Origin of the sequence: Rhodopseudomonas pentothenatexigens, assembly GCF_900218015.1 — a bacterium.
Classification (GTDB): Bacteria; Pseudomonadota; Alphaproteobacteria; order Rhizobiales; family Xanthobacteraceae; genus Rhodopseudomonas; species Rhodopseudomonas pentothenatexigens.
Map to the genome: position 1 here is coordinate 138604 of NZ_UFQQ01000002.1, position 2986 is coordinate 141589.

1 protein-coding gene is annotated in these 2986 nt (G+C 67.1%); it reads right to left on the bottom strand.

Features of this window, described 5'->3' with window-relative positions:
• Positions 1-2986, bottom strand: a 2986-nt coding sequence (locus tag DWA33_RS25055) for a T1SS-143 repeat domain-containing protein (RefSeq protein ID WP_430707854.1), incomplete at both ends; no start/stop codon positions are given.

A 2986-nucleotide genomic window follows, 5' to 3' on the forward strand; every position in this document is an offset into this window, starting at 1 on the left:
TAGGGTGTTGTCGAGCAGCGTGAAGGTGTAGGTGCCGTCGCCATTGAGGACGATGGTCCAAGACCCGTCGTCGGCGGACAGAGTCCGAGTCCCGGCGCTCCAGCTGGCGTTCGCGGCGGCCAGCGCCACGCTGCCGCCGTCGGCGCCGAGGTCGATATTCAGATTGCCAGTCGCCGACACCGGCTCCTTGGTCGGATCGGTGCCGGTCGCCAGATCGTCCTCGTCGAGAACGAGACCAGTGGTGACGCTGCCGACCAGCACCGGCGCGTCGTCGCGAATGTCGACCTGCACCCAGCTGGTCGACTTGTCGCCGTCGCCGTCCGTGACGGTGAAATCGAACACCATGCGGAGGAAGTCCGCGGTGCCGCTCTGGTTGATGTCCGGGTGATCGATCGGTCCGTACTGCGTGAAGGTGTAGGCGCCGGTCGCGGCGTTGGTCACCACGAGGTCGAACACCTTGGTGGCCCCAGCCATGCCCGTGATCGTCAGGCCATCGGGCGAGGTGCTGACGACGATCTGCTGGCCATGCGACGTCAGCGCCGGGAAGCCACCCGGCGCGTCCATGTCCATGACGTTCGCACCGAAGCGATAGACGATGCCGGTGACCCTGGCGTCATCCGCCCCGGCGTCGAAAAGCAGCGTGCCGTTCGCGGTCTGGGGGGTGAAGACGCCGGCCGCGGCGTCTTCCGTCACCGCCACCGTCCCCGAACCGCGCGCCACCGGCGCATCGTCGGTGATGCTGACCGCGAAGGTGCCGCTCAAGCTGTCGCCGTCGCCGTCGACAGCGGTGTAGGTGACGGTCACGTCGAACGGATTTTCGCCGTTGTTGCCCGGTCCATGCGCCAGGGTGTTGTCGAGCAGCGTGAAGGTGTAGGTGCCGTCGCCATTGAGGACGATGGTCCAAGACCCGTCGTCGGCGGACAGAGTCCGAGTCCCGGCGCTCCAGCTGGCGTTCGCGGCGGACAGCGCCACGCTGCCGCCGTCGGCGCCGAGGTCGATATTCAGATTGCCAATCGCCGACACCGGCTCCTTGGTCGGATCGGTGCCGGTCGCCAGATCGTCCTCGTCGAGAACGAGACCAGTGGTGACGTTGCCGACCAGCACCGGCGCGTCGTCGTTCAGCCGCACCGACAACGTCACGTTGACGCTGTCGCCGTCCCCGTCGGTCGCCTGGACGGTGAAGCTCATCGACTGCGCGTCGTCGCGGCTGTTGCTGTTGTTCGGCAGCTGGTGGTCGATATTGCCGAACAAATTGACGGTGTAGCCGGTATCGGTGCCATTCAGCCGAGCCTGCAGGATCAGTTCGTCTCCGCCGCCAGCGCCGCCGCCCGGCACGTAACCCTCGATGGTCAAGCCGTCCGCCGACAGCCGGAACAACACCGGCCGTCCATCCGAGGTCATGCCGGAGTCGACGCCGGCACCGCCTGAAGTCAGCGTGCCGCTGTTTTCGTTGGGCACCCCGAACGCACCGGTGAACACCATCCCGCCGAATCCGTCGGCGCCGTAATTCACCTTGCCGATCACACCGCTCACCGACGACGGCTGCCCCGGATCGGTGCCGGCCGGCTGGACGCCGCTCACGGCATCGACATAAGCTTCATGGACCGCGGTGTTGGTGTTGCCGTCACCGGTCACCACCGGCATGTCGTCGACGACGTTCACGGTGAACGTGCTGGAGGACCTGTCGCCGTCGCCGTCGGTCGCGGTGTAGTTGAAGGTCAGCGACAGCGGCGCCTCGCCGTTGCCCGCCGCCTGGTCGAGCGGCTTGACCAAAGTGAAGCTGTACTCGCCGTTATTGACGTCTGAGAGCGATGCGAACAGCACGACGTTGGTGTCCGTCGTCGCGGTCGGCACGGTCGACCCGGTGTAACCGACCAGTTCGCCGCTCGACAGCAGCTTGAACGACACGTCCTGTCCGAGCGAGGTCAGAGTCGCACCGAGATACGCGCCGGCCACCGTCACATTGGCGTCGGTGAATGCCACCGAGCGGTCGCCCGGCTGGCCGTTGTCGTCGTTGGCGTCGTCGGCGCCCCACGCGATGTTCAGCGACACGTTGCTGACCGACGCAGCGAGGCCGTCGGCCTCGTTGTTGCCGCCGTTGACGGATTCGTCCTCGACCGCGGACGCGGTGCCGACATGGGCGACCGGCACGTCGTCGTGGATCGTTGTCCGGATGACGCCGGTGACGACATCGCCGTCGCCGTCGCTGAACGCGACCGCAGCGTCGACCCGGAGCGTCCCGATCGGCGCGTCGTCAGCCGCGGCCATGTGGTCGAGCACGCCGTAAAGCGTGGTGGTCGCGCTGGCGTCGGTGTCGGTCAGCTTGATCTCGAGGATCGTCTCGTCGCCGTGGCCGCCGTTGTCGGCCGACGCGACGTACCCACGAATAGTGTTGTCGTCGACCTTGACGAAAGTGATCGCGCGGCCTTCAGAGGTCAGCAGCGGCTCGCGATGCGCGCCGCCCGCCAGATCGAAGGCGACATTGCCGGCCAGCCCAGGACCGATGTCGAGCTTGATGTATCCGGTGAATGCGGTCGCGCCGTAGCCGTCCGCACCGAAATGCACAGCGAAGATCGAACCGTCGGTGGCGTTGCCGGTCGACAAGGCGGATTCGTAGACGTCGTTGTAGCGATAGGTCTGCGTCAGCGTCGGCGTGTCGTCGTTGACGTCGACCGTCAGCGACCCGGTCGCGGTGTCGCCGTCACCGTCGGTCACGGTGTAGGCGAAGCTCAGGCCGAGGTTCTCCTCCGTCGTCCCCGCGGTCGGATGCACCACGGGCGCAAACGTCGTGAAGCTGTAGGAGCCGTCGGCGTTGATCGTCAGCGTCGCAGCCGGCGTCGCGCCGGTGTAGTGCGTGCTGGTCGCCGTCCAGGTGGTGGCGCCGCCGGCGCCGGGCGTGCCCGCGCTCCAGCTCACGCTCTCCTGGTGCGCCACACCGCTGCCGTCGACATAGATCACCTTGAACGCCGGCGGCGTCAGCGCGATC